The following is a 19,221-nucleotide window of genomic DNA, read 5'->3' on the forward strand; positions in this document are numbered from 1 at the left end:
CGCAAATGATGTTGACGAAAAAGAACAGCGAGGCTCTGGAGAACTTCAGCGAGAAGCTCGAAGTGGAAGGACGCAGCCTGTGGCAGGATGCCCGTCGCCGCTTTGTGCACAACCGGGCGGCGCTCAGCAGCCTGTTCGTATTGGCTTTGATTACTCTGTTTGTGATTGCGGCGCCGTGGCTGTCGCACTTTGCCTATGACGATACCGATTGGGCGATGATGTCGGCCGCACCAAGTCTCGAATCGGCGCACTACTTCGGTACGGACTCGTCGGGGCGCGATCTGCTGGTGCGCGTGGCAATTGGCGGGCGTATCTCGCTGATGGTTGGCGTGTCGGCTGCGCTGGTGGCGGTGATTGTCGGCACCCTGTACGGCGCAATGTCGGGTTACCTGGGCGGTAAAATCGACTCGGTGATGATGCGTCTGCTGGAGATCCTCAACTCCTTCCCGTTCATGTTCTTCGTGATCCTGCTGGTGACCTTCTTCGGGCAGAATATCCTGCTGATCTTTGTCGCTATCGGCATGGTGTCGTGGCTGGATATGGCGCGTATCGTGCGTGGCCAAACTCTGAGCCTGAAGCGTAAAGAATTTATCGAAGCGGCGTTGGTGTGCGGAGTTTCGAGCCGCAACATCGTGCTGCGCCATATCGTGCCGAACGTGCTGGGTGTGGTGGTGGTTTACGCCTCGCTGCTGGTACCGAGCATGATCTTGTTCGAATCTTTCCTCAGCTTCCTGGGGCTGGGTACGCAAGAGCCGTTAAGCAGCTGGGGTGCATTGCTGAGCGATGGCGCCAACTCGATGGAAGTTTCACCGTGGTTGCTGCTGTTCCCGGCGGGTTTCCTGGTTGTCACTCTGTTTTGTTTCAACTTTATCGGCGATGGCCTGCGTGACGCCCTCGACCCGAAAGATCGTTAAGGAGTGCAATCATGAGCACCATTGAAAATCCGCAGTTGCAAACCGCCGGCAGCGTGAAGTCGTCGCTGTTGCTGGATGTAAAAGATCTGCGCGTGACCTTCGGCACCCCGGACGGTGACGTGACGGCAGTGAACGATCTGAATTTTGATCTGCGCGCCGGTGAAACGCTGGGCATCGTGGGCGAATCCGGTTCCGGCAAATCCCAGACCGCCTTCGCGTTGATGGGACTGCTGGCCAGCAATGGCCGCATTGGCGGTTCGGCCAAATTTAACGGTCGTGAAATCCTCAACCTGCCGGAAAAACAGCTCAACAAGCTGCGGGCAGAAGAAATTTCGATGATTTTCCAGGACCCGATGACCTCGCTCAACCCTTATATGCGCGTTGGTGAGCAGCTGATGGAAGTGCTGATGCTGCATAAAAACATGAGCAAAAGCGAAGCTTTCGAAGAGTCGGTTCGCATGTTAGATGCGGTCAAAATGCCGGAAGCGCGCAAGCGCATGCGCATGTACCCGCATGAGTTTTCCGGCGGCATGCGCCAGCGCGTGATGATCGCCATGGCACTGCTGTGCCGGCCCAAGCTGCTGATTGCCGATGAGCCGACCACCGCATTGGATGTGACGGTGCAGGCGCAGATCATGACGCTGCTGAACGAGCTGAAGCGCGAGTTCAATACCGCGATCATCATGATCACCCACGACCTGGGCGTTGTGGCAGGTATCTGTAATAAGGTCTTGGTGATGTATGCCGGGCGTACCATGGAGTACGGTAGTGCGCGGGATGTGTTCTATCACCCGAGCCATCCTTATTCTATTGGTTTGTTGAATGCGGTACCGCGTCTGGACGCCGAAGGCGAAGCGCTGATGACCATTCCCGGCAACCCGCCGAATCTGCTGCGCCTGCCGAAGGGCTGTCCGTTCCAACCGCGTTGTGCGTACGCGATGGCGCAATGTTCGAGCGCTCCGCCATTGGAGCAGTTTGGTGAAGGGCGCCTGCGCGCCTGCTTTAAACCGGTGGAGGCGTTGGTATGACTGCGGTAACCGACAAGAAAGTGCTGCTCGAAGTGGCCGATTTGAAAGTGCACTTCGACATTCATGATGACAAACAGTGGTTCTGGCAGCCGCCAAAAACGCTCAAGGCCGTTGATGGCGTGACGCTGCGCCTGTTCGAAGGGGAAACCCTGGGCGTGGTGGGCGAGTCAGGTTGTGGCAAATCGACGTTCGCCCGCGCCATTATCGGCCTGGTGAAGGCTACCAGCGGCCGCGTGGCCTGGTTGGGTAAAGACCTGCTTGGCATGAGCGACGTCGACTGGCGCAAAACCCGCAGTGATATCCAGATGATCTTCCAGGATCCACTGGCTTCGCTGAACCCACGCATGACCATCGGTGAAATTATCGCGGAACCGCTGCGCACCTATTACCCAAAAATGCCGCGTCAGGAAGTGAAAGACAAGGTAAAGGCGATGATGCTGAAGGTTGGTCTGTTGCCTAACCTGATCAACCGCTATCCGCATGAGTTCTCTGGCGGTCAGTGCCAGCGTATCGGCATTGCGCGCGCCTTGATCCTCGAACCTAAGTTGGTGATCTGCGATGAGCCGGTCTCGGCGTTAGACGTGTCGATTCAGGCACAGGTGGTGAACCTGCTGCAGCAACTGCAGCGTGAAATGGGTCTGTCGCTGATCTTTATCGCCCACGATCTGGCGGTGGTCAAACACATCTCCGACCGTGTGTTGGTGATGTATCTGGGCCATGCGGTGGAGCTGGGTACGTATGATGAGGTGTACCACAATCCACAGCATCCTTACACCAAAGCGTTGATGTCGGCGGTGCCGATCCCGGATCCGGACAAGGAGAAGGAAAAGCAGATCCAGTTACTGGAAGGGGAACTGCCTTCGCCGATCAACCCGCCATCTGGCTGCGTGTTCCGCACCCGCTGCCCGATCGCCGGGCCGGAATGTGCCAAGACGCGTCCGCTGCTGGAAGGTAGCTTCCGCCATGCCGTGTCCTGTCTGAAGGTCGATCCGCTGTAAACGGCCATTTCATTCCATTTTGTTGCCTGAAGGGTTCATGTTTGCATGAACCCTTTTTTTATGGCATTCCCGCCACAAGGTAAAACCAACAAAAACCACAAATAACTCACGCGGCTAAAAATGAAGTTCATCGTATTTATTTAAAATAATAAATAAAATTCAATGGGTAATTCTATTTCTCTATGATTTTTGCTGTCCCCTTTGCGATTTTAAAGTGTGGCTTTGATGTTGTAATGGTGTGGTTTATGTGGTTTTATTATCACATGTTTCGTGGTGAGAAAACGCGTATGACACAGCTAAATGAAAATGTTGATGTGGTAGTTATCGGAGGCGGCGTAGTGGGATGCGCCGTTTTCCGACGTTTCACCCTGATGGGCGCGAAAACGTTATTGCTGGAGCGTGGCGGCGATATCTTGTCCGGCGCCAGCAAGGCCAACAGCGCGATCCTCCATACCGGTTTTGATGCGCCAACGGGAAGCCTGGAGCTGCAATGCATGCAGGCGGGTTACGACGAGTATTTGGCGATCAGAGAAAAGATGAACCTTCCGCTGTTGCAGACCACGGCCATCGTGGTGGCCTGGAACGAAGAACAACTCGCGGCGCTGCCTGGCATAGTGAAACAGGCACATGAAAATGGGGTGACAGACGTGGCGCAGATTTCTGCCGCCGAAGTTTACCAGAGAGAGCCAAAATTAGCGGAGGGCGTGCTGGGTGGGGTATTAGTCCCCGGTGAATATGTCATCGATCCCTGGAGTGCGCCGCTCGCTTACGTTACGCAGGCCGTGATGCACGGTGGGGCTTACCGTTTTAACTGTGAAGTGACCAAGGTGACGCGCGATGAGCATGGTTGGTTATTGCAGACTAGCCAAGGCAGCGTGCGTACTAAGTTGGTGATCAACTGTGCGGGTAACCATGGCGATTTGATCGATGGCCTGTGGCGGAAACCAGATTATGAAATCCGCCCAAGGAAAGGGCAGTTTCTGGTCTATGACAAAGCCGCCGCGGCGGATATCAATGCCATCATCCTGCCGGTTCCGACGCCCACCACCAAAGGCGTTCTGCTGTGTCGAACCATTTTCGGCAATATGATCCTGGGCCCGACGGCTGAAGAGCAAACCGACCGTAACCGGGCCGATGTCGATGAATCGGTGCTCAAAGGGCTGATTGAAAAAGGCAGCCGGATGTTGCCGACATTGACGCAATACGGCGTGACCGCCACCTACGCCGGACTACGGCCGGCAACGGAAAAGAAAGAGTACCGAATTTATCACTATCCGCAGGAAAATTGGATCAGCGTTGGCGGGATCCGTTCCACCGGGCTGACGGCTGCGTTGGGGATTGCCGCTCATGTAGAAACACTTTATCGCGACCATTTTAATCCGCTCTTTACCGATCAACCGCCTGCTGAGCTCCAGTGGCCGGTGATGCCGATGCTGTCTGATTATCAGCCACGTGATTATGCCTGTTCGGGCAATGGCGGCATTGTCTGTCACTGCGAATTGGTTACGCGGCGTGAGCTGGAGGCGGCATTCCACTCGGCGGTACCGCCTGAATGTATCGGTGGTTTGCGTCGCCGTACCCGCGTCATGATGGGACGCTGCAACGGCTTTTTCTGCAGTAATCAGGTTGCCGAAATCGTGGGCGATCGTCTGGACAACACGCTGGTCGTTGGGAGGGTGGAATGAGTCAGTCATATGACGTGATTATTATTGGCGCCGGGCCGGCCGGTTTGGCCGCCGCCCGCGCTTTATGGGATGAAGGCGTAAATCGCGTTCTGCTGTTGGAAAGAGAAAAACAGGCGGGTGGCGTACCGCGCCATTGCCGTCACCCTACGTTCGGCATGCAGACGTTCTACCGGCCGATGAAAGGGCACCTCTGGGCCAAGCGCATTTTGAATCTGGTGCAAAACAATTGTGAAATCAGAACCGGCACCACGGTGGTAAATATCAAGCCCGGCGGCGAGGTAATCATCTCTGACGATCGGGGCCTTGAAACCTTGCGTGCCAAACGCGTGATTATTGCCACGGGCGTGCGCGAAACGCCACGCCATGCCAGGCTGGTCAGCGGCGTAAGGCCGCAGGGGGTTCTGACCGCAGGGGCGTTACAGCAGTTTATCTATCTGAAAAAACTCAAGCCGGGCATTAAGCCGGTGATCGTCGGGTCTGAGCTGGTCAGCTTTTCCACTATCTGGACGCTGCGCAATGCGGGCATCAAGGCGCTGGCTCTGATTGATGAAAACACCCGGCCAACGGCGTTTCGCGTGGCTGCGTTATATGCCCGCCTTATGGGCGTTAAGCTCTATCTGGGTGCGCATATCACTCAAATCAATGGCGGCGAGCGGGTGGAAAGTATCGAATTTACCGCCGCGGACGGCAGCTCACAACAATTGGCCTGCGACAGCATTATTTTTACCGGCCGCTTTACCGGCGAGTATACGCTGATCCGTAACAGCCATTTGGCCTATGAGCCTGAGACTGGCCGCCCATGGTTCGACCAGCACGGTCGCTGTTCCGATCCGGCCTATTATGTTGCAGGTAATATGACGCACCCCGCCGATATGGGCGATCAGTGTTACCAGGAAGGGTTGCGCGTAGGTCGGCAAGTTGCCCGAACTCTGCAACAGGATGACGCCGTGCGATTTGAGATTCCTATTCAACTGGACGAGGTATTCCGTCTTGCTGCGCCAAATCGGGTTTCCGTGTCAGCACCGGCCGCCGATCGCGTCACGCTCAATGTCCGTGTTAACCGTTACCATAAAGGCGAAATCATCGTACGCGACGGTGAAAAAGAGCTTTACCGCGGAAAGCACCGCTGCTTGCCTGAACGTCGCATTCTTCTTAAAAATATCGATATTTCCGGTCTCACACCGAACAGTCACTTGACCGTTATCGCCCGATAGCGATTTTCCCCACTCAGCACAATGAAAAAGCCTGCATATGCAGGCTTAGTTTATTCTGATGCCCAGAAAGCTATTTGAATTCGTGTTCAACCTCTGACCACAGACTTACGCGTTGATTGCGCGATTGATAGAACTCAATCTCTCGTTTAATGCCTGCGCTTTGATCCCAACCGGGAAGGTCCAAAATAATCAACTCTTCCATCATGGCTAAAAACAGCGCATCCACCGGCGCCCACATTTTGCCAATCTCTGCTTTATCGGTGTTTTGCAACTGCAAATTAATTGGGTGCGACATGGTGACCTGGCTGAAAACCGCATGACCGGCCTCGATGATGTTGGCTGCCACTTTATTGCAGGCGTGAAATCGCTCCTGCACCACGTTCTCATCGGCATGGCTGTAGGGGCAGGCAAGGAATATCTTACGCATGGTGAACCTCATAGGATTACATAAAGAAAGCAGTGCCTGGTTGCCAGGCACTGCTGGGGAATTAAGCGGGAAATTAAACGGCCAGGGGAACGGTTGGCCGATCGTTTTGCGCTGCCGCCTCTTCGCGTGCGTCGCGCTGCTCCATCCGTTGCGCCTCCGGGACGGAAATAAAGATTGCGATGGTCACGGCAATGGCACCGGCAAGGAATTTACCGACCATAATCGGCAGGACCAGGGTGGGCTGGAAGTTGGCGGTAAAGGCCAAATGGTCGCCTAAGGTCGCTTGGGCACAGATGCCAAAGGCCACGCACAGCACTTTGTCACGGGCGCGCATATCTTTGAACAGGTGATAAACGGCAATGATGTTGGCCAGCACCATGACCATGCCAATGGCCCCGGCATCCGTGAGCCGAAGTTGTCGGCCGATAAACTTCATCGGGCGCTGGCAGTACTTCTGGAACAGGTAGCAAATCGGGAAGGTACCCGCCAGCATGATGCCGATATAGCCGGCAATCTCAATCGCCCGGTAAAGTTCTTTTTCGTCGGCGAAAAGAGGATCGAACACCCAACCGCCAAAGACTTTGCTAAAGACCCCGGTGAAGTGCTGAATAATACAGGCGGCCAGCACCATTTTGATAAAGGCATCCATAATCTTGCCAAAGAACAGAAAGCATTTGACCATCCATAGGGTTCGGTATTTCAGCCCTAACGCCAGCAGGATGCAAAAAACGAACAGGGGAGAAAGCAGTTGCAAGGCATTGAAGAAGTCGATGCTTAAATAGTGGTTGGCGGGGGATGCCGTGGAGATGATATCCCGTACCGGAATATTATTAAGCGTGATGATCATCAATGAAATCAGTACGCCAAACGGAATGCTGATTAAGCCTGCCATGGCGCCCAGCGCCAGATATTTGTGGTCTTTTTGCTGTAGCATGACCAGGCCGACCGGAATTAAATAGACGATACTGGCACCGGAGGTGTAGCCAACCAACATGGCTGTGATCCATTGATCACGATTAGCCGCGATCGCGTCTGCCAACTGATAGCCACCCATATCAACGGCGATAATCGACAGGGCGGCAATGGATGCATCCGATCCCATTGATTGGAACAGAGGGCCGACGGTGTAGGTAATAGCGTAAGAAAGAATCGGGATCGCCGCCATAATACCGGCCTGGGCCAGAAATACCGGGCCAATGGAATGAATACCATTGACGAATTCTTTGCCCAATCCGCTTTCGGGTTTGATCACCGAAGCCATGGCGCCGAGCAGGGTCCCGGCCATAATGATATAGATAATGATGTTGCCAATCTCAGACATAATTGCCTCCGTTTTCTTATTATTTATTCGCCGCGCAGGTTGCGGGAACGGGAAATAATGTCCTTATATTTTGCAAAATAAGGAGACAGATCGCGTTCTGCAGGCTCAGTGGTAACGTGTTGTGTTCTGACGTTCATCGGGTGGGTGTTGCCTAAGCCCTTGCGAGCCAGCAAAGCGACACCCTGCGCGGTAATTTCCCGGTTGGCAGGGGTAACGATGCGTTTTTGGATCAGGCTGGCAAGGAACTGCTTAAAGTAGAGGTTGGCCGATAAGCCACCGTCCACCGAAATGGTGTCGCCAATGGGCCGAACTTTGTCCATGGCGTAGATCACCTCGGCCGAGCGCATGGCGATCCCTTCAAGAATGGACTGCAGCATGTCTTTGCGCTCGGTTTCCAGCGACAGCCCAGCCCATAAGCCGGCTGCCGAGCGATCCCAATAGGGGCAACCCAAGCCGGAGAGTGCAGGGATAAAAGCCAAGCCGCGAGCGATGGCCGGTTCATCCGGGAAATCGGAGAACTCCTCGATATCGCTGTACAAGCCGATCTTTTTGGCCCAGTTAATGGCTGATGCCGCGTTATAGACGCCGCCATCCAGGCCGTAGAGCGGAGGCTCGCTCGGTAATTTCCAGCATAATGTCGGGAGCAGCCCTGAGCCTTGCGCGTCGGGAACCTTGGGACCGGTAATCGATTGCAAAAACGCGCCGGTGCCGAAAGTGATTTTCATCTGACCGGGCTGCAGGCAGCCATGACCATAAGTGCCGGCAAATTGATCGACGATGCAGGCCGTCAGCGGCGTGGTATTGCCAGCATAGGTCACGTCGCCAAAATGGCCGGTATTGTCGCGAATGTTTGGCAATGCTTCGATTGGAACGCCAAATAACCGACACAGTTCTTCGTCCCATTGCAGGGTATGAATATTGAATAACGAGGTTCGGGAAGCCGAGTTGTAATCGGTGATGTGTGTCCCGCACAGGTGGAACATGAAAAAACTGTCCATCGTACCGAGTCGCAAATGGCCGCGGCGTGAAAGCTCACGGGACCGGGCACATTGCGCATGATCCATCCCAGCTTGCTTCCGGAAAAATACGTATCCAGTGGCAGGCCGGTCTTCGCCCTGATGGTCTCTTCAAAACCTTCATTGCGCAGTTGACGGATAACGGATTCGGTACGCTGGTCTTGCCAAATAATGGCGTTATAGAGCGGCAGGCCGCTCTGGGCATCCCAGGCGACGACGCTTTCGCCCTGATGCGCCAGGCCAATGGCATCCACCACCCCACACTGGCTAAGACAGGTGCGAATATTGCGCAGGATCTCCATGGGATCATGTTCCACCCAACCAGGATTGGGCGTTAATTGTTTGTGCGCGATGGCGGCGGGGGAAAAATGTTTTCCGTCCTCGCCGAACACCACGACGCGTGTTCCTGTTGTTCCTTGGTCAATGGCTGCATAGCGTTGGTTCAGCATAAAGCCCTCAGGTCTATTTTGTGGTTTATATGTTGTCATTGTGCCCGTTTATATTATTTAGTATCATCACTACACATTAAATCAACATCAAACTCACAATTTTCGATTTAATTGTGACCAACATCTTGGTTTTGGCTTCTGGCAGTGTGGTTATGCTGTGGTTTTAGCCCTGTGAAAAGTGAAATGGGCAGTTGCTTCACGTGAGGAGTTGGTAAACAATTGTCGACCAAGCAATAAAACGCCCTGCAAACCCACACTTTTTATAATGTTAAAAACAGCATAATGGATCAGAAGATGGATTACTCAAACGCATTAGAACGAAGGAACATCATTCTCGATAAGTTGAAAAATAGTGGGCAGGTGTTCGTCAATGAATTGGCTGATGACTTTAATGTTTCTCAGGAAACCATTCGCAGAGATCTGAATAAGCTTGAAGAGCTGAAACACATCAAGAAAATCCATGGTGGGGCGGTTATCGCTCAGTTTGGGTTTGAGCTGGAATTTAATCAGCGGGCCAAATTGGCTGAAGACGACAAAAAGGCCATTGCCATTAAGGCGGCCGAATTGATCAAGCCCGGGGACTCGCTGTTTATCGACTTCGGGACTACGACGCTGGAGTTTGCCAAGCAGATTGCCGGTATTAATCAGCTTACCGTCATCACCAATTCTCCGGTGATCGCCAATCTGTTCCATGACAATTCAACGATTAACCTGATCCTGATTGGTGGCCAATTTGGCCTGTCGAAAATGGAGTGCATTGGCCCGGTGGCATTGCAGGGGATCAGCGCTTTCTATGCGGATTACGCGGTCATCGGTGCTGGGGCGGTGAGCCCAAAGGCAGGGGTGATGGATCAGGATTTGAACGAGGCCGCCATTGCCCGTCAGATGATCAAAAACAGCAACAAAACCATTGTCCTTGCCGATGGGCACAAGTTGAATAGCCATGCGACAGGGCTGGTGGCAGAGTTAAAAGATATCTCGTGGTTGGTGACCAGCGATCCGGAGAAAAAACTGAAGAACTTGGTTTTCCCGGCGAATCTTCAGGTGATTGTGGCCTGAGGAGGGTAAGCAACCCTGCCGGTCGCGATGACCGACAGGGTTATATGAGTATCAGAAGGTTACTCTTTCCACAGGATGTGGCAAAGCTTGTGGTCTTTCTCGCGGCACAGCAGCACGCGGGCAAAAACGTCGTTGATTGGCTCGCCATCGCTGTTTGCCAGACCAATCACTACCTCGGCAAAGAAATCCGGGTTCAGGTCAAAATCCACATGTTCCGACCAGTCTTCCGCAGGGTCATACAGTTCTGCGCCACCGCGCTCCTCAAACTGCAGATTGAACAGCAGAATATCCGCCGGATCCAGATTGTCGCCGGCCAGTTCCAGAAAGATGTCGTAAGCCTGTTCCAGCGTTTCGTCTTCAGTAAGGCGGTTATTCAAATCCATAATTAAATCCTGATCACAAATGATTTGGCGTTATTAAACCATGCCCGCTACGGCATTTATAGCAGCGGGCTGAAAAAGTAGAACAGGCGCTCGACAATCCGATGCCAGAACGGCCGTTTCTGCCACTCCTGGGCGTTCAGCAACTGCGAACGCGCAATGTAATCATCCTGCACACAGGCCAGATCGCTGCCGAAACCGTCATCGTCGATCACCAGCGTGATTTCGAAGTTCAGCCACAGGCTGCGCATGTCCAGGTTCACCGTACCCACCAGGCTGAGCTGACCGTCGACCAACACGCTCTTGGTATGCAGCAGACCGCCTTCGAACTGATAAATCCGCACGCCCGCTTCCAGCAGTTCGGAGAAGAAGGAGCGGCTGGCCCAGCGTACCATCGTCGAGTCGTTCTCGCGTGGGACAATAATGCTGACCTCCACCCCGCGCAGGGCAGCGGTGCAGATAGCATGCAGCAGGTCGTCGCTTGGCACAAAGTAAGGCGTGGTCATGATCAGCTGTTCGCGCGCAGAGTAAACGGCCGTCAGCAGCGCCTGGTGGATCATCTCTTCAGGGAAGCCGGGGCCGGAGGCGATAACCTGGATCGTGTGGCCGCTTTCCTGTTCGAACGGCATGATATTGACGTCTGGCGGCGGCGGCAGGATACGTTTGCCGGTTTCAATTTCCCAATCGCAGGCATAAACGATCCCCATGGTGCTGGCGACCGGGCCCTCCATGCGTGCCATCAAATCGATCCATTGGCCGACGCCGGCATCCTGTTTGAAATAGCGCGGGTCCACCATGTTCATGCTGCCGGTGTAGGCAATATAGTTGTCGATCAGTACCACTTTACGGTGTTGGCGCAAATCCATTCGACGAAGGAATACACGGAACAGGTTGACCTTGAGTGCTTCCACGACTTCGATACCGGCATTACGCATCATGCCGGGATAGGGACTACGGAAGAATTGCAGGCTACCGGCAGAATCCAGCATCAGGCGGCAGTGTACGCCCCGGCGCGCAGCGGCCATCAGCGACTCGGCGACCTGATCCACCAGTCCGCCGGGCTGCCAGATATAAAACACCATCTCTATATTATGGCGAGCCAGCTCAATATCGCGGATAAGCGCTTCCAGCGTTGAATCCGTCGTGGTCAGCAGCTGAAGTTGGTTGCCTTTGACACCATCAATCCCCTGACGGCGATCGCAAAGTTGGAACAAAGGTCTGGCTACCTCGCTGTACTCCGTAGCGAAGATCCGCTGGCTCTCTTTTAATTCGCTCAGCCAGCGTGCGGTAGATGGCCACATGGCCTTGGCGCGTTCGGCCCGGCGTTTGCCCAGGTGCAATTCGCCAAAAGATAAATAAGCCACAATACCAAACAGCGGCAGAATGTAGATAACCAGCAGCCAGGCCATCGCTGACGGTACGGCACGGCGTTTCATCAGAATACGCAGGGTCACACCGGCGATAAGCAGCCAGTAACCGAACACCATGAGCCAACTGATTACGGTATAAAATGTTGTCATAAAGGCGAAAAATCCCGTTCGCAAACCACCAACGATGAGTGTACGCACAGAATGGTAAAGGGGAAACCTTTTCTCCGCGCTTATGTTGCAAAAATATGATTGTCTTAAGGCACTTGCTGTAAACGAAAAGGACATTTTGGGCTAACTGCCGCGTTGTCGGGGCAGAGTAAAATACGAAAAACTGTGGCTTGGATCGCACGGTGAAAGGGCTATAATGCCCGCCGTTGGCTTTTGACGAATGAGTGACGAAACGATGAGACGCAGTAGAAACGAAGTGGGCCGCTGGCGGATGTTGCGGCAGAGCCAGCGCCGCAGGCATCGCTGGTTGGAACGCCAGTCATGCAGCAATCGGCATATCATTCGGGTGCGGCGTCGCCTGGACGATCAGCACCGACGTTCGTTGCTGTTTGTGGTGTCATACGAGTGGTAAAACGAAAACAGTCCCTGAGGGGACTGTTTTGTTAGCGGAGACTGGGGGTTATTTACCCAGATAGGCGTTAAGCATCCACACCTGTTTTTCCTGCTCTTTGATGTAGTCGCTCATCAGGGAAGCAGTCCCTTCATCACCGGCATCGGCAGCCAGCGTCAGCAGTTCACGCTGTTGTTGCAGCAGCACCGAATAGCCGTGCAACAAACCGCTTAGCGTGCCTTTATCGTCGGTGACGTTGGTGTCTTCCTTGATGTCGGAAGTTTTCAGGTAATCGCTAAAAGCATGACGCGGTTGTGAACCCAGGGTCAAAATACGCTCTGCCAATTCATCGACTTTGGTCAGCAGGTCGTTATAGGTTTCTTCAAATTTGACGTGCAGCTCGAAGAAGTGCGGGCCTGAAATGTTCCAGTGGTAGCCGCGTACGTTCATATACAGCACCTGATAATTCGCCAGCAGCGCATTCAAGGCTTCCGAGAGTTTTGCCGATTGTTTGCTGTCCAGGCCGATATGGTTTTTTGCTGCTTTCTTCGTCGTTGCCATAATAATCTTCTCCTGATTATTTGATTCGATGATTTACACAATATCCATAACAAACACAGTAACCGGATTTATCGCAGGGTTAAAGACGTTCAAAAGCATCAATGCAATCGTCAAAACCAATATCGATAAATCCGCGAAGCAAATTGCCAAATCAGTTTAAGCAGAATGCGTTAACAACAACAGCAGCTTTCGACCATTACTTGCGCAATGCCATTTTTGCCACGCCGGCGCCCAGTGCCATCAGCGTAGCGGCTGCAATCAGCACGACGATAAATGCGCGGTCGAATGCCAGGCGCGCCAGCTGTTTAAGCTGTTCAGCCTGATCGGCTGCCAGATTGGCGGCCAGCCTCAACGCCTCGTCGATGCTGTCGTAGGCGATATCACTTACCGGCAGGCTGTCAGGCAGAGCCAGGCTGTGGCTATAGATGGCGGTCATCAATCCGCCAAGTAAGGTGATGCCCAGAACCCCGCCCAGTTCATAGGAAACGTCTTCGATCGACGCTGCCATACCTGACTTCTCTTCCGGCGCGTTAAGCATGATGGCGGTTGAGGCTGCTGTGATCACGGCGCCAAGACCAAAACCGGCGATGAACAGGCAAATCAGCTGCAACACCAGGCTACTTTGGTAAAGCAGAGCCAGGCCTGCGATACCCAAGCCGGTCAGAGTAAATCCGCCGAGTATCATGCTGCGCTCACCGAAGCGCGGCAGCAGTAAGCCGGTTAACGGGCCTGCCAGCGCTGACGCCAGCGGGATCGGCAGAATAAACAGCGCGGCCTGCAAAGGGGTAAGTTCAAGCACCAGCTGCAGCCGTTGAGTCAGTACCAGCTCTACGCCGACTAACGCAATCATCGACACTAACGCTACCCCGACGCCACCGGCAAACAGACGATTCTGGAACAATGAGAAGTCGATCATCGGATAGCGTGCCCGCCGTTGGCGGCGAACAAACAGCCAGAGCGAGACAACGCCGATCGCGGCGGCAATCGCCAACGCGGTAAAGGAGGGTGCCGCTTTGCTTAGTTCCTTTAACGCATAGATACAACCAACCAGACCGGCCATGATCTGTACCGAGCCGATGATATCGTAAGGGCTTTTGTTTTCGCCGCCGCAGTGTGGAATCAAACGCCATGCAAACGGCAGTACTGCCAACACCACAGGGACGTTGATCAAAAACACCGAGCCCCACCAGAAATATTCCAGCAGCACGCCGCCAACCACCGGTCCAATAGCCGCCCCGCCAGAGGCCACCGCTGCCCAGATGCCTATGGCCAAGGCGCGTTCACGCTCATCAGTAAAGACATGACGGACAATGGAAAGGGTAGCCGGCATCATCATCGCGGCACCTACCGCAAGGAATACCCGGGCGGCGATCAGCCATTCGGCCGACGGGGAAAAGGCCGCGCAAAGCGAGGCGACGGCAAACACCGGCAACCCGGCTATAAACAATCGTTTATGACCAATGCGATCGCTCAACATGCCTGCACCAGGCAGTAAACCCGCTACAACCAGTGGATAGGCATTTACGATCCATAATTTTTGCGAAGCGCTGGCATCCAGCGCCAGGGTCAGCCGTGGCAAAGCGGTGTAAAGTACCGTCATGTCGATAATAATCAAAAATAGCGCGCTGGAAATCATTGCCAGGATCAACCAGCGGTTGTTTACGTGCATAATATTATTCCAAAAAAACAAGCTACGCGGGGGCGTAGCTATAAGATCGTCACCACTCAGGATTGCCGGGTGGTATACTGGCGTAATATATATCCATACGTATGTATTGAAAAGAGGGTTTCTCAATGGGACGTCAACGCAGCATCGATCGTGACAAGGTTCTGGACGTGGCGGAAGAGATTGTCGCCACGCAGGGTGCCGCCGGGCTGACCATTGATTCTGTTGCCAGAGCGATGGGGATTTCAAAAGGTGGCGTGCAATATTGCTTTGGCAGCAAAGACGCGATGATCGATGCGATGTTCGATCGCTGGGGTAAAGCCTATGAACGAGTATTCGATGAGATTGCCGGCGAAAACCCCTCGGCCACGACGAGTGTGCAAGCGCATCTGCAGGCAACCAGAAGCTCCGATCAGGCCTCCAGCGCCAAGGCTGCCGGACTGATGGCGACCCTGATCCAAACCCCGGAGCATCTGGACAGTACGCGTGAATGGTACCGCAGCCGGATTGCCGGACTGGATTTAACCACTGAGGAAGGCAAGCGTGCGCGGCTGGCGTTTTTGGCCACCGAAGGAGCATTTATGCTGCGCTACTTTGGCTTGATGGAGATTGATTCGGCGGAGTGGGATGCCATGTTTGCGGATATGCAGACATTGATTTTGCAAAATGCGCAGAGTCGCTGAAGATTTTTAGTGGTTCAGGATTAACGCGGCCCGAGTCACCGCCGCGTTAATACGCCATTTGAGTATTCAGGCGTTATTTGTAGGCCACGGCATTGATGGTTTCGAAGGAGGTTTTCCCTTCGCGACCGATAATCACATAGTATTTCCCGCCTTTTTCATCGACCGCTTTAGACAATCTTGCGTGATCGATGCCCACGGTATCATCACCATCTTGTGAGATGGTCACCGGACCAATTTCGGTGTGTTTTGCGGCTTCTTCCTTGGTGATTTCAATGGCCGCCATGGAAGAGAAGGAGGCGAATGCCAGTACAGCCAACAGATATTTAGTTGCTTTCATCACTATTCCTTTTACGTAGAGAACGAATGGATAAGTTCGAACATGACTACGGCTTAAGTGTAGGTCGCAGCTGTAGGTTTTCCATGCAGTGGTAAAAATAAGCGGTACAGGCGGTGCCTATCGCACCGATAGATGGCGAATTCAGCGGGGAAGGGAGTATGTTTATCGAACAAGATATTCCCTCGAAGAACCCTTTAGCCAGCCACTCCGTGCTGGCTTTTTTTTGTCCGCAACGAAAAGCCGCGATCCTCCGCGGCTGTTGTCGGTGTTAAGTTTTTATACCTGACGCATATAAACATCGGTAATACGCAGGTCGAAGTTACTTTTCATTTTTGACACATCAATCAGTAGAAAAGCATGAGTTGCCCAGTCAGGAGCGCGTTCAAAGTTGGGCGGCTGAGTGGTGTAACCTTGCATTTGGCCAGGTATAGTCACGGTTTTCAGTTCAGATTCAACGCCACTGAAATTAAAGGTGTACGAGTGACCTGTCTGCTGCAGCAGTATTTGGGGCTCTCTATCTTGCTGTGCACCAAATTCGTTCAGTTTTGCCCATACAATTTTTACCTGGCAGCTTTGTCCATCACCAGCGAAAGTATTGGCGCGAAGATGATGAATGACGCTGCCGTAGCCTTTTAGCTTTATTGTCCCTAACACGGCTTGAAACACGCCGCTGCCTGCGGAGACGTTACGCCCCAGTGAGACAAAGTCGGCCTGCCGGATGAGGCTAAAATTGGTGCTGCTTGCGGTTCCCCAGCCGTAACGAGATTTGCGCACGCTGTTAATCCCTCCTGGCGGAAGAACCCAAACCTCCTCGGTCCATTTCTCATTGCCAGTGCCACTGGTATAGGTTGTGCTGTCGAGCCAGTTGTCCTGAATACCGCTATCGGTACGAACCTGTGTCAGCAAATAGGGCCAGGCAATAGGCAATTGAGTATCATGTAATGATGCCGAGCCGCCGCCATCAATCCAACCGCTGACGTTCGCATCCCCACCTTGCTGCATCTGTCCAATATTAACCTTCTCAAACACGACACGGGCCAGGTTGCCAAAATAAAATGGATTACTCGTGGTGGGATAGGTAGATGGGCTACCTCCTGCTTTAAAGGTGAACAGACCGCCAATAAAGTTAACCTTGCAGCTTTTATTATCCGGAATGTTGACGATGTAATTCTGTGGGCCATAGCCTTCAACGTGGCAATCGCGGAAAATGTGCTGTCCGCCTTCAATATGAATATATTTCCCCAGGCTGTCCGTCGATGTCTGCTGCCCATTTTTTCCGTAGATATAATCAAAGGAACAGTTGAAGAAATAGCTATACCCTCCCTGAAGATTCACGCCGCAGTTACTTTGCGCGAAGACACAGCTGTGAAAGTTCATCTCTTCACCGGAGTCTGTAGTGTTGTTTGGGAAGAAGTAACAGATGTCGCAATGATTGAAGGTAAAAGCATACATGCGTAGGAAATAGAAATTAGTGGTGCCTGTCAGGCCATGGGCGAACCCCTCAAGACCACCACCGGTGAACGTTAGAGAATTACGTGGGTAACTTTTCGAAAGCGAAGTGGAAAATGTCATCCCATCGACAAAAGTGTCAGCCCCAGGACCCAGCATACGCAGATTTTTAACACTAAGATTGCCTTGAGCATAGCCGGCATCATTTTGCCATCCGATGGCGGTATTACGCTTATCTTGGCTGCCGTGAGCCATATCCGTGAAATCCAGCAATGCGCCGGAAAAATCATAGTCGACGGTTTTGGTGTCAAAGATCAGTTTCTTTGTACACTTGAAACGGCCATTGCCAAAAATTAGGTTACCGTTTTTCAACACGCGGGAGCCACTGGCACTGGCCAACGAACTGGCATAGTCATGCGCTTTTTGGATCGCATCCGTATCGTCAGCAAGACCATCGCCTTTAGCACCGTACAGATAAGGTGAAACTGTACCTGCCACCTCCAATATACGCAGCCAAACCCACGACGAGTTAGGGCGAATAAACATGCCACCGTCGTCTGCCGGTGTCGATTGTGCTTTAGCGACAAAGATGCCACCGCCTGCAGGTTGGCCGTTACTGCTGCTCCAGCTTGAATCATAGGCGGTTACTGCGATCAGCTCACCGGCAAGGGTAGGTACGGTGCTTCTCAATGTGGCAATATCAGGGCAGGTGTTCATCATTTGATCCTCATAGGGAAAATTGGAGTTACTGTATTTATATACAGCACTCAGAGTCTATGAGCGCATCGCATCATGCACAATAGCGTGAAAGGTGAAGGACGTTGTGCCAGTCAAGGCTAAACCAAGAAGGAGATATATACGTAAGGCCAATCGTCGGCGTAGCCGGCCATGCTTTGTGGTCACAACCCACTGAGGGGGAGTTCAGTGGGCTGTCTTCGCGCTAGAACACCTGTTTGAACGGTTTGACCGTTACGTCACCATAAACGCCAGCTGCGACGTAGGGATCTTGTTCAGCCCAGGCTTGTGCGTCTGCCAGTGAAGCAAATTCCGCAATGACCGTAGATCCACTGAAACCTGCGCTACCCGGATCGTTACTGTCGATGGCGGGGTTGGGGCCGGCAACCACCAAACGGCCCGCATCACGCAGTGCCTGCAGGCGCGCCAGGTGCGCGGGGCGTACTGACAGGCGGTTTTCCAATGAGTTGGGGACGTCTTGCGCGTAGATCAGATAAAGCATGTTTCACCTTTAAAATCATTGCTATAGAACGGTAAATTTAAAGTAGCGCAAAAGACGAGACAAGGGAATGCCCGCCCGCTGGAATTTAGCCATGGCTGGCGCTTATGCCTTGAAGCCGCTAGTGTTTATTCGTATAGTGCGGCCGCGCGATTCATCGGACAAGGTTTGTGAGGTAGAGAAATGACGGAACTGGTTAGAGAGAAACTCAACTTGCCCGAGGGCAAAAGCAAACTGCTGCTGCACTCCTGCTGTGCTCCCTGTTCCGGTGAGGTGATGGAAGCCATTCAAGCCTCCGGCATCGAGTACGCCATTTTCTTCTATAACCCGAACATCCATCCGCAAAAGGAATACCTGCTGCGTAAAGACGAGAACATCCGTTTTGCCGAGCAGCATGGCGTACCCATTATTGACGCCGATTACGATACCGATAACTGGTTTGCTCGCGCCAAAGGGATGGAGCATGAACCCGAGCGCGGCATCCGTTGCACGATGTGCTTCGACATGCGTTTCGAACGTACCGCGCTGTATGCGCACGAAAATGGCTACGATACCATTTCCAGTTCGCTGGGCATCTCCCGCTGGAAGAACATGCAGCAAATCACCGACTGCGGCGTGCGTGCGGCAGAAAAATACCCGGATCTTGAGTACTGGGATTACAACTGGCGTAAAAAAGGCGGTGCCTCGCGGATGATCGACATCAGCAAGCGCGAGCGCTTCTATCAACAGGAGTACTGCGGTTGCGTTTATTCACTTCGTGACACCAACCTGCACCGCAAAGCACAGGGCCGGCCGTTGATCAAACTGGGCGTGCTGTATTACGGCGATGAAGAATAACGCCACATTGATAACGAATAACCCGCTACGGCGG

At 53.2% G+C, this 19,221-nt stretch carries 19 protein-coding genes and 1 pseudogene; 9 read left to right on the forward strand and 11 right to left on the reverse strand.

Going from position 1 to position 19,221, the window contains the following annotated elements; all coding sequences use genetic code 11:
* Window positions 1-5 precede the first annotated feature (5 nt).
* The 5 genes from oppC (at window position 6) to AC1RKC_RS00095 (ending at window position 5,839) form a co-directional block, all read left to right on the forward strand.
* Complete coding sequence (gene oppC / locus AC1RKC_RS00075) at window positions 6-914, forward strand: oligopeptide ABC transporter permease OppC (protein ID WP_493092254.1); 909 nt, start codon at window positions 6-8, stop codon at window positions 912-914.
* An 11-nt stretch (window positions 915-925) separates the two neighbouring features.
* A complete protein-coding gene (locus AC1RKC_RS00080) occupies window positions 926-1,942 on the forward strand; it encodes an ABC transporter ATP-binding protein (protein ID WP_020827183.1) in 1,017 nt (338 codons plus the stop codon).
* Window positions 1,939-2,940, forward strand: coding sequence for a murein tripeptide/oligopeptide ABC transporter ATP binding protein OppF (gene oppF / locus AC1RKC_RS00085; RefSeq protein ID WP_020827182.1), 1,002 nt, complete (start codon window positions 1,939-1,941; stop codon window positions 2,938-2,940). The genes AC1RKC_RS00080 and oppF overlap by 4 nt, the downstream gene beginning before the upstream one ends.
* 287 nt (window positions 2,941-3,227) lie before the next feature.
* Window positions 3,228-4,625 carry an NAD(P)/FAD-dependent oxidoreductase gene (locus AC1RKC_RS00090; RefSeq protein WP_493092253.1) on the forward strand — a complete coding sequence of 466 codons (1,398 nt, stop codon included), beginning with the start codon at window positions 3,228-3,230 and terminating at the stop codon, window positions 4,623-4,625.
* Window positions 4,622-5,839, forward strand: a complete 1,218-nt coding sequence (locus tag AC1RKC_RS00095) for an FAD-dependent oxidoreductase (RefSeq protein WP_116690341.1) — start codon at window positions 4,622-4,624, stop codon at window positions 5,837-5,839. The genes AC1RKC_RS00090 and AC1RKC_RS00095 overlap by 4 nt, the downstream gene beginning before the upstream one ends.
* Window positions 5,840-5,909: 70 nt before the next feature.
* On the opposite strand, the gene AC1RKC_RS00100 is transcribed toward AC1RKC_RS00095, so the two are convergent.
* The 4 genes and pseudogenes from AC1RKC_RS00100 to AC1RKC_RS00115 form a co-directional block, all read right to left on the reverse strand.
* The gene (locus AC1RKC_RS00100) at window positions 5,910-6,266 is read right to left on the reverse strand and encodes a DUF1937 family protein (protein ID WP_261135435.1); all 357 of its coding nucleotides are present in this window, start codon (window positions 6,264-6,266) and stop codon (window positions 5,910-5,912) included.
* A 73-nt stretch (window positions 6,267-6,339) separates the two neighbouring features.
* The gene (gene eutH, locus AC1RKC_RS00105) at window positions 6,340-7,587 is read right to left on the reverse strand and encodes an ethanolamine utilization protein EutH (RefSeq protein ID WP_020827178.1); all 1,248 of its coding nucleotides are present in this window, start codon (window positions 7,585-7,587) and stop codon (window positions 6,340-6,342) included.
* 23 nt (window positions 7,588-7,610) lie between these two features.
* Window positions 7,611-8,570: an FGGY-family carbohydrate kinase gene (locus AC1RKC_RS00110; protein WP_493092252.1), complete on the reverse strand. Its 960-nt coding sequence runs from the start codon at window positions 8,568-8,570 to the stop codon at window positions 7,611-7,613.
* Between the two features lie 116 nt (window positions 8,571-8,686).
* Window positions 8,687-9,091 (reverse strand): annotated as a pseudogene (locus AC1RKC_RS00115) (FGGY family carbohydrate kinase); the annotation flags it as partial.
* A gap of 255 nt (window positions 9,092-9,346) precedes the next feature.
* On the opposite strand from AC1RKC_RS00115, the gene AC1RKC_RS00120 reads away from it, so the two are divergent.
* Complete coding sequence (locus AC1RKC_RS00120) at window positions 9,347-10,111, forward strand: DeoR/GlpR family DNA-binding transcription regulator (RefSeq protein ID WP_261135432.1); 765 nt, start codon at window positions 9,347-9,349, stop codon at window positions 10,109-10,111.
* Between the two features lie 59 nt (window positions 10,112-10,170).
* Here the strand turns inward: AC1RKC_RS00120 and AC1RKC_RS00125 are convergent, their stop codons facing one another.
* Window positions 10,171-10,494 carry an HI1450 family dsDNA-mimic protein gene (locus tag AC1RKC_RS00125; protein WP_261135431.1) on the reverse strand — a complete coding sequence of 108 codons (324 nt, stop codon included), beginning with the start codon at window positions 10,492-10,494 and terminating at the stop codon, window positions 10,171-10,173.
* 56 nt (window positions 10,495-10,550) lie between these two features.
* A complete protein-coding gene (cls, locus tag AC1RKC_RS00130; RefSeq protein WP_261135430.1) occupies window positions 10,551-12,011 on the reverse strand; it encodes a cardiolipin synthase in 1,461 nt (486 codons plus the stop codon).
* A 253-nt stretch (window positions 12,012-12,264) separates the two neighbouring features.
* Here cls and AC1RKC_RS00135 point away from each other — a divergent pair, with 253 nt between their 5' ends.
* Window positions 12,265-12,441 carry a YciY family protein gene (locus AC1RKC_RS00135; RefSeq protein WP_071827036.1) on the forward strand — a complete coding sequence of 59 codons (177 nt, stop codon included), beginning with the start codon at window positions 12,265-12,267 and terminating at the stop codon, window positions 12,439-12,441.
* Between the two features lie 48 nt (window positions 12,442-12,489).
* Here the strand turns inward: AC1RKC_RS00135 and AC1RKC_RS00140 are convergent, their stop codons facing one another.
* Together AC1RKC_RS00140 and AC1RKC_RS00145 are read right to left on the reverse strand one after the other, a co-directional pair.
* Entirely contained in the window at window positions 12,490-12,981 is a 492-nt protein-coding gene (locus tag AC1RKC_RS00140) for a Dps family protein (protein ID WP_020827174.1), read from the reverse strand.
* A gap of 196 nt (window positions 12,982-13,177) precedes the next feature.
* Window positions 13,178-14,650: an MFS transporter gene (locus tag AC1RKC_RS00145; RefSeq protein WP_174574326.1), complete on the reverse strand. Its 1,473-nt coding sequence runs from the start codon at window positions 14,648-14,650 to the stop codon at window positions 13,178-13,180.
* Window positions 14,651-14,775: 125 nt separating this feature from the next.
* Between AC1RKC_RS00145 and AC1RKC_RS00150 the strand changes: the two genes are divergently transcribed.
* The gene (locus tag AC1RKC_RS00150) at window positions 14,776-15,330 is read left to right on the forward strand and encodes a TetR/AcrR family transcriptional regulator (protein WP_261135428.1); all 555 of its coding nucleotides are present in this window, start codon (window positions 14,776-14,778) and stop codon (window positions 15,328-15,330) included.
* Between the two features lie 73 nt (window positions 15,331-15,403).
* Here the strand turns inward: AC1RKC_RS00150 and AC1RKC_RS00155 are convergent, their stop codons facing one another.
* From AC1RKC_RS00155 to AC1RKC_RS00165, 3 genes are all read right to left on the reverse strand, one after another.
* Window positions 15,404-15,667, reverse strand: a complete 264-nt coding sequence (locus tag AC1RKC_RS00155) for a DUF1471 domain-containing protein (RefSeq protein WP_048758642.1) — start codon at window positions 15,665-15,667, stop codon at window positions 15,404-15,406.
* 276 nt (window positions 15,668-15,943) lie between these two features.
* Complete coding sequence (locus AC1RKC_RS00160; protein WP_261135427.1) at window positions 15,944-17,836, reverse strand: putative phage tail protein; 1,893 nt, start codon at window positions 17,834-17,836, stop codon at window positions 15,944-15,946.
* Between the two features lie 220 nt (window positions 17,837-18,056).
* Entirely contained in the window at window positions 18,057-18,353 is a 297-nt protein-coding gene (locus AC1RKC_RS00165; protein ID WP_020827169.1) for a YciI family protein, read from the reverse strand.
* A gap of 180 nt (window positions 18,354-18,533) precedes the next feature.
* Between AC1RKC_RS00165 and AC1RKC_RS00170 the strand changes: the two genes are divergently transcribed.
* Complete coding sequence (locus AC1RKC_RS00170) at window positions 18,534-19,187, forward strand: epoxyqueuosine reductase QueH (protein WP_020827168.1); 654 nt, start codon at window positions 18,534-18,536, stop codon at window positions 19,185-19,187.
* Window positions 19,188-19,221: the final 34 nt, after the last annotated feature.

Source organism: Serratia sp. GW822-FHT06E05 (genome assembly GCF_058799445.1).